The following is a 7,459-nucleotide window of genomic DNA, read 5'->3' as shown; positions in this document are numbered from 1 at the left end:
GACAAGGAAAAGTGATTCCAGGTCAAGGGACCTACACGATTGCATCAGATGGTACAGTAACCTTCACTCCAGATAAGCAGTTCGTTGGTAAACCAGATCCAGTCACAGTGAAACGTGTGGATAAGAACGGAACTCCAGTGACTGCGACTTACAGTCCAGAATTCACCAAGGTTACTCCTACAGGAACTGGGGCAACTAGCACAGGTCCTCAAGGCCTTCCACAAACGGGCACCCCAAGCTTCCAAGGTGGTGACCCACTGGTTCCAATTGATGAAACAATAGAGCCAACCTTCGCAGATGGAAGCAAAGAGAAGTCTATTCCAGGTCAAGGAACTTACACAATTGCACCAGATGGAACTGTAACATTCACACCAGACAAGCAGTTTGTCGGAAAACCAGCTCCAGTCACAGTCAAACGCGTAGATAAGAATGGCATCCCAGTTACTGCGACTTACAGTCCAGAGTTTACGAAAGTAACCCCAGCTGGTACGGGAGATAAGACAGAGGGGCTTCAAGGTCAGGTACAAGAAGGTAAAGTGACCTTCACTCCAGGCCATGACTCTGTTCCATTCCCAGCTGATTCAACTCCACTATTTGACAATGGGACAGCTGTGAAGGAAGTGCCAAATGTTGGTAAGTTCGAAGTAGATGCAGATGGTAAGGTGACTTTCACTCCTGATAAACAGTTCAAGGGTGAAACACCGGAACTTGAATTGACTCGTGTGGATATCAACGGCACTCCTGTTACAGTCAAGTACCAAGCGGTGGTGAAAGAAGTAGTTCCAACTTCAACGGATGCCACTTCAAATGGTATCCAAGGTCAACCGCAAAAGGGCACCCCAACCTTTACAGCAGGTAATCCAGCTGTTCCAATTGATGATACGAAACCAATGACTTTCGAAGATGGTCAGTCAACGAAGACAGTTTCAGGTGTAGGTGAATACAGCATCAATCCAGATGGCTCTATTACCTTTACGCCTGATAAGAAGTACGTTGGAACTCCAGATCCAGTCACAGTCAAACGTGTCGATAAGAATGGCACCCCAGTGGCTGCGACCTATACCCCAACAGTGACTAAGGTAACCCCAATAGGAACTAACGCAACCAGCTCAGGTCCTCAAGGCCTTCCACAAACGGGCACCCCAAGCTTCCAAGGTGGTGACCCACTGGTTCCAATCGATGAAACAGTAGAGCCAACCTTCGAAGATGGAAGCAAAGAGAAGTCTATTCCAGGTCAAGGAACCTACACGATTGCACCAGATGGAACTGTAACCTTCACTCCAGACAAGCAGTTTGTCGGAAAACCAGATCCAGTAACGGTTAAACGCGTGGATAAGAACGGCACTCCAGTGACTGCGACCTATACTCCAACAGTAACCAAGGTAACTCCTACAGGAACTGGCGCAACCAGCACAGGTCCTCAAGGCCTTCCACAAACAGGCACTCCAACCTTCCAAGGTGGTGACCCACTGGTTCCAATTGATGAAACAATTGAGCCAACCTTCGCAGATGGAAGCAAAGAGAAGTCTATTCCAGGTCAAGGAACTTACACAATTGCACCAGATGGAACTGTAACTTTCACACCAGACAAGCAGTTTGTCGGAAAACCAGCTCCAGTCACAGTCAAACGCGTAGATAAGAATGGCATCCCAGTTACTGCGACCTATACCCCAACAGTGACTAAGGTAACCCCAATAGGAACTAACGCAACCAGCTCAGGTCCTCAAGGCCTTCCACAAACAGGTACTCCAACCTTCCAAGGTGGTGACCCACTGGTTCCAATCGATGAAACAGTCGAGCCAATCTTCGAAGATGGTAGCAAAGAGAAGTCTATTCCAGGTCAAGGAACCTACACGATTGCGCCAGATGGAACTGTAACCTTCACTCCAGACAAGCAGTTTGTCGGAAACCCAGATCCAGTCACAGTCAAACGTGTCGATAAGAATGGCACCCCAGTTACTGCGACTTACAGCCCAGAGTTTACGAAAGTAACACCAACTGGTACGGGAGATAAGACAGAGGGGCTTCAAGGTCAGGTACAAGAAGGTAACGTGACCTTCACGCCAGGCCATGACTCTGTTCCATTTCCAGCTGATTCAACTCCACTATTTGACACTGGTACAACTGTGAAAGAAGTGCCAAATGTTGGTAAGTTCGAAGTAGACGCAGACGGTAAGGTAACCTTCACCCCAGATAAGCAATTCAAGGGAGAAACACCAGAACTTGAATTGACTCGTGTGGATGCCAACGGCACTCCTGTTACAGTCAAGTACCAAGCAGTGGTCAAAGAAGTAGTTCCAACCAGCACTAACGCAACCAGCACAGGCCCTCAAGGTGTTCCACAAACAGGAACTCCAAGCTTCCAAGGTGGCGATCCACTGGTTCCAATCGATGAAACAGTCGAGCCAACTTTCGCAGATGGAAGCAAAGAGAAGTCTATTCCAGGTCAAGGAACTTACACGATTGCGCCAGATGGAACTGTAACTTTCACCCCAGACAAGCAGTTTGTAGGCAAACCAGACCCAGTAACGGTTAAACGCGTGGATAAGAACGGCACTCCAGTGACTGCGACTTATAGTCCAGAGTTTACGAAAGTAACCCCAACTGGTTCAGGTGATAAGACAGAAGGTCTGCAAGGTCAGGTCCAAGAAGGTAAAGTGACCTTCACACCAGGCCATGACTCAGTTCCATTTCCAGCTGATTCGACTCCATTATTTGACAATGGTACAGCTGTGAAGGAAGTGCCAAATGTTGGTAAGTTTGAAGTGGACGCAGAGGACAAGGTAATCTTCACACCAGACAAACAGTTCAAGGGAGAAACACCAGAACTTGAATTGACTCGTGTGGATATCAACGGCACTCCTGTTACAGTCAAGTACCAAGCGGTGGTGAAAGAAGTAGTTCCAACTTCAACGGACGTCACTTCAAATGGTATCCAAGGTCAACCGCAAAAGGGCACTCCAACCTTCCAAGGTGGTGACCCACTGGTTCCAATTGATGAAACAATTGAGCCAACCTTCGCAGATGGAAGCAAAGAGAAGTCTATTCCAGGTCAAGGAACCTACACGATTGCGCCAGATGGAACTGTAACCTTCACACCAGACAAGCAGTTTGTCGGAAAACCAGATCCAGTCACAGTCAAACGTGTCGATAAGAATGGCACCCCGGTGACTGCGACCTATACCCCAACAGTAACCAAGGTAACTCCTACAGGAACTGGCGCAACCAGCACAGGTCCTCAGGGTGTTCCACAAACAGGCACTCCAAGCTTCCAAGGTGGCGACCCACTGGTTCCAATTGATGAAACAATTGAGCCAACCTTCGAAGATGGAAGCAAAGAGAAATCTATTCCAGGTCAAGGAACTTACACGATTGCCCCAGACGGAACTGTAACTTTCACTCCAGACAAACAGTTTGTCGGAAACCCAGATCCAGTTACAGTGAAGCGTGTGGATAAGAACGGAACTCCAGTCACTGCGACTTACAGTCCAGAGTTTACGAAAGTAACCCCAACTGGTTCGGGTGATAAGACAGAAGGACTTCAAGGTCAGGTCCAAGAAGGTAAAGTGACCTTCACTCCAGGCCATGACTCTGTTCCATTCCCAGCTGATTCAACTCCACTATTTGACAATGGTACAACTGTGAAAGAAGTGCCAAATGTTGGTAAGTTCGAAGTGGACGTAGACGGCAAGTTGACCTTCACTCCTGATAAACAGTTCAAGGGTGAAACACCAGAACTTGAATTGACTCGAGTGGATGCCAACGGAACTCCTGTTACCGTTAAGTACCAAGCGGTGGTGAAAGAAGTAACCCCAACTTCAACGGACGCCACTTCAAATGGTATCCAAGGTCAACCGCAAAAGGGTACCCCAACTTTCCAAGGTGGAGACCCACTTGTTCCAATCGATGAAACAGTTGAGCCAACCTTCGCAGATGGAAGCAAAGAGAAGTCTATTCCAGGTCAAGGAACTTACACGATTGCGCCAGATGGAACTGTAACCTTCACTCCAGACAAGCAATTTGTAGGCACCCCAGATCCAGTCACAGTCAAACGTGTGGATAAGAATGGCACCCCAGTTACTGCGACTTACAGCCCAGAGTTTACGAAAGTAACACCAACTGGTAAAGATACTTCTTCAGTTAACATTAAGGGTCTTGTTCAAACAGGTACGCCAACATTTGAAGGTGGTAATCCGCTTGTTCCAATCGATGAAACTGTGGCGACAACATTTGAAGATGGAACAACTGAAAAAGTGATTCCAGGTGAAGGAACTTACGTAATCTCACCAGATGGCATCGTCACCTTCACTCCAGAAGCTAATTTTGTAGGAAAAGGAACAGGCGTAACGATTGTCCGCCAGGATAAGAACGGTACTCCAGTTGCTGCAAGCTATCGTCCAACAGTTGTAGATCCATCTACTGGTCATGACACAACTTCTACAGGAGCAAAAGGCCAACCACAAGTGGCAACACCAGTGTTTGAAGGACATATCGATTCGACTGTACCACCAACATTTGAGGATGGTAGCACGACTATGGTTGTTCCGGGTGAAGGAAGTTATACAATTGATAAAGATGGTAAGATTATCTTTACTCCAGAACCAGACTTTGTTGGTACAGCTAAAGGATTGATTGTGAAACGTTTGGATGTGTATGGAAATGCAGTTACTGCTCGCTACACACCAACTGTCCTTGGACAAACACAAGTGAGTGATGCGACATCAGAAGGTCTTAAAGGTCAAACTCAGACTGGTAAACCAAACTTTACAGGTGATGTCGATCTGACAGTTCCGCCAACCTTTGAAGATGGAACAACTGAAAAAGTCGTTCTAGGTGAAGGAACTTATGTAATCTCACCAGATGGTACCGTCACCTTTACCCCTGAGGCAGACTTTGTAGGACAAGCTAAAGGTGTGAAAGTGATCCGTAAAGATCGCAATGGAAATATTATTTCAGGATTCTATACCCCAGCAGTAGTAGAACTTCCAGAGCAAGTGAAGCCGTCTGATAAAAAAGAACTTTCAGTATCTGATTCGAAACCAGATCAATTGACTCAAAACATCTCTGTAGAAAAAAATCAACTTCCAAATACAGGAAGTCAAGAAGATGGTTTGAAAAATCTAGGAATTCTGACAGCCCTAGCAGGTGCTATGACACTTGGATTGCTAGGTAAAAAGAAACGAAACGATGAATCAGACTAATCATTTTTAAGAGGCTGGGACAAAAAGATTTTGATTTTAGGAATTCTTTATTCTAAATTTTTAAAATCGATAGATTAGACAAAAAAGCGAACAAGACCGAATTCTGAATGTCAGATAACTCGTTTTGTTCGCTTTTTATATTTAAGGTTAGACTTTTGTCCCAGCCTCTTTTTTTATGACATTTGTCATATTTCCTAGTGACAGAAGCATCTAGCTCCGCTAACTTCAAAAGACTATAATTGAAGTATGAAATGGAGGAAGAAGAAATGAAAAATAAAATGATTGTCGCAGTGAGTTTAGTAGCAGCAGGAGTTATGACCTATCTCATGTTTTCAGGATTGGACGAGAGTTTCTACCATTTTCCTTGGGAGCTCTTTGCTGGCTTTGGAATGATGTCTTGGCTTGTCAGAGAAGGTTTGAAATTGGTCAGAGATGTGAAAAAGGAGTTTGAGGAATGAAAAAAGCAATCATCTATTTCTTTATCGGCCTGTCACTCTTGGTATGGTTAGTGGAAATGTTTACTGGTTGGTTTGACCAAACCTTGCTTCTCCAATTTATTCGTGGTGCTTGGGGTTTTGGATTTATGATTTTCGTTGTTTTCCCTATGGGAATGAAGTGGTTGAAAGGAGAATCTCATGACTGTGATTAAAGTTGAGAAATTGAGTAAGAAAATAAAAGACAAGGAGATCTTGCGGAACATCTCCTTTGAAATCAACGATGGTGAATGTGTCGCCTTGATTGGGCCTAACGGAGCAGGAAAAACAACCTTGATTGATTGCCTCTTGGGCGACAAGTTCATGAGCTCAGGTCAGATAGCCATTCAAGGGTTTGCACCAACAGATCCTCGATTAAAGCAACTTATTTCTGTCTTGCCCCAAGAAAATGCAGTTGTTCAAAGTTTGAAAGTGAAAGAACTTTTATCATTTTTTAAGTCACTTTATCCCGACAGCCTTTCAGACAAAGAAATTGATGACTTGCTGAGATTTTCAGACAAGCAGAAAGATCAGCTAGCGGGCAAGTTGTCTGGTGGGCAAAAACGCTTGTTCTCTTTTGTGTTGGCTTTAATAGGTCGTCCGAAAATTCTATTTTTAGACGAGCCAACTGCTGCCATGGATACCTCGACACGTCAGCATTTTTGGGAGATTGTCACTCAGTTAAAGAAAAATGGAGTGACCATTGTCTATTCTTCTCACTACATCGAAGAGGTAGAGCATACGGCTGACCGTATTTTGGTCCTCCACAAGGGAGAATTGATTCGCGATACGACGCCTTATGCCATGCGTGGTGAAGAACAAGAAAAACATTTTACGGTACCTCTAACTTATCAGGAAGTTATCAGCACTTTGGACCAGGTTCAAGAGATTGAAATCAAGCAAAATGCTCTTTCCTTCACAACCAAAGAAGCCAGCCAGGTATGGAAAGTCTTGCAAGAACAGGGCTGCACGATCGAAGAAATTGAAGTTCGCAATCGAACTCTCTTAGACAGCATTTTCGAAACGACTCAAGACTAAAGGAGATTGACGATGAAAAATATGACAAGTCTTATGAAAGTGGAAATCATTCAGATGAAACGGCAAGCTGTCTACTACTTGCTATCCATCGGACTCCCAAGTGTGTTTTACCTTATATTTTCTGGTATGATGTCAGGGTTAGATATTCCAGAAATTGCTCTTCAAGCCTATCTTTTTGCCATGACGCTCTTTAGTATCATGTCAAGCGCCTTTTTCAGTATTCCTAGCACACTCGAATCCGACAAGACGAATAACTGGCAAAAATTGATTCAACATTCTCCCGTATCTATGGTAGAATATTATGTATCAAAACTGTTCAGTACCCTACTGACTTTCTTGTTATCAATTATTGTTGTCTTTTCGGTTGGTCATTTTGTCCGTGGAGTGACTCTTCCTTGGCTTGATTGGTTGGTGATTGGAGTTATTTTGCTGGTCGGAAGCGTGGTCTTTATCAGCATGGGGGTATTGGTGAGCTTGCTTCCCAGTGCTCAATTGATGACGGTGATTGGAAATATTGCCTACATTGCTTTGGCTGTCCTAGGTGGAATCTGGTTCCCTTTAAGTTCCTTCCCAGAATGGCTCCAATCCATTGGAAAACTGACTCCAACCTATCAACTGATGCAGGTTGTCTCTACTTATTTGGAGCATCACGAGTTTAATATTCTTGCTGCCTTGGTTGTACTAGGTTATACAGTTTTCTTTGGTGTATTGGTAATCCAACTGAAAAAACGGATCGAGGTAAAATAA

4 protein-coding genes and 1 pseudogene are annotated in these 7,459 nt (G+C 44.6%); all 5 read left to right on the top strand.

The genetic code is table 11. The features are described from left to right. Window positions 1-5,201 (top strand): annotated as a pseudogene (locus SORDD15_RS10565) (YSIRK signal domain/LPXTG anchor domain surface protein); the annotation flags it as partial. Between the two features lie 251 nt (window positions 5,202-5,452). Then, window positions 5,453-5,659 carry a hypothetical protein gene (locus SORDD15_RS07185; RefSeq protein WP_061415960.1) on the top strand — a complete coding sequence of 69 codons (207 nt, stop codon included), beginning with the start codon at window positions 5,453-5,455 and terminating at the stop codon, window positions 5,657-5,659. Continuing rightward, window positions 5,656-5,850, top strand: a complete 195-nt coding sequence (locus SORDD15_RS07180; protein ID WP_061415958.1) for a hypothetical protein — start codon at window positions 5,656-5,658, stop codon at window positions 5,848-5,850. Before SORDD15_RS07185 ends, SORDD15_RS07180 begins: the two co-directional genes overlap by 4 nt. Next, complete coding sequence (locus tag SORDD15_RS07175; protein WP_061415956.1) at window positions 5,837-6,712, top strand: ABC transporter ATP-binding protein; 876 nt, start codon at window positions 5,837-5,839, stop codon at window positions 6,710-6,712. The genes SORDD15_RS07180 and SORDD15_RS07175 overlap by 14 nt, the downstream gene beginning before the upstream one ends. 12 nt (window positions 6,713-6,724) lie before the next feature. Beyond that, window positions 6,725-7,459 (top strand): ABC transporter permease, encoded by a 735-nt coding sequence (locus tag SORDD15_RS07170; RefSeq protein ID WP_061415954.1) that lies wholly within the window; start codon window positions 6,725-6,727, stop codon window positions 7,457-7,459.

Source organism: Streptococcus oralis (assembly GCF_001578935.1).
GTDB classification, from domain to species: domain Bacteria; phylum Bacillota; class Bacilli; order Lactobacillales; family Streptococcaceae; genus Streptococcus; species Streptococcus oralis_R.
This window is presented reverse-complemented; position numbering and strand designations above follow the sequence as displayed.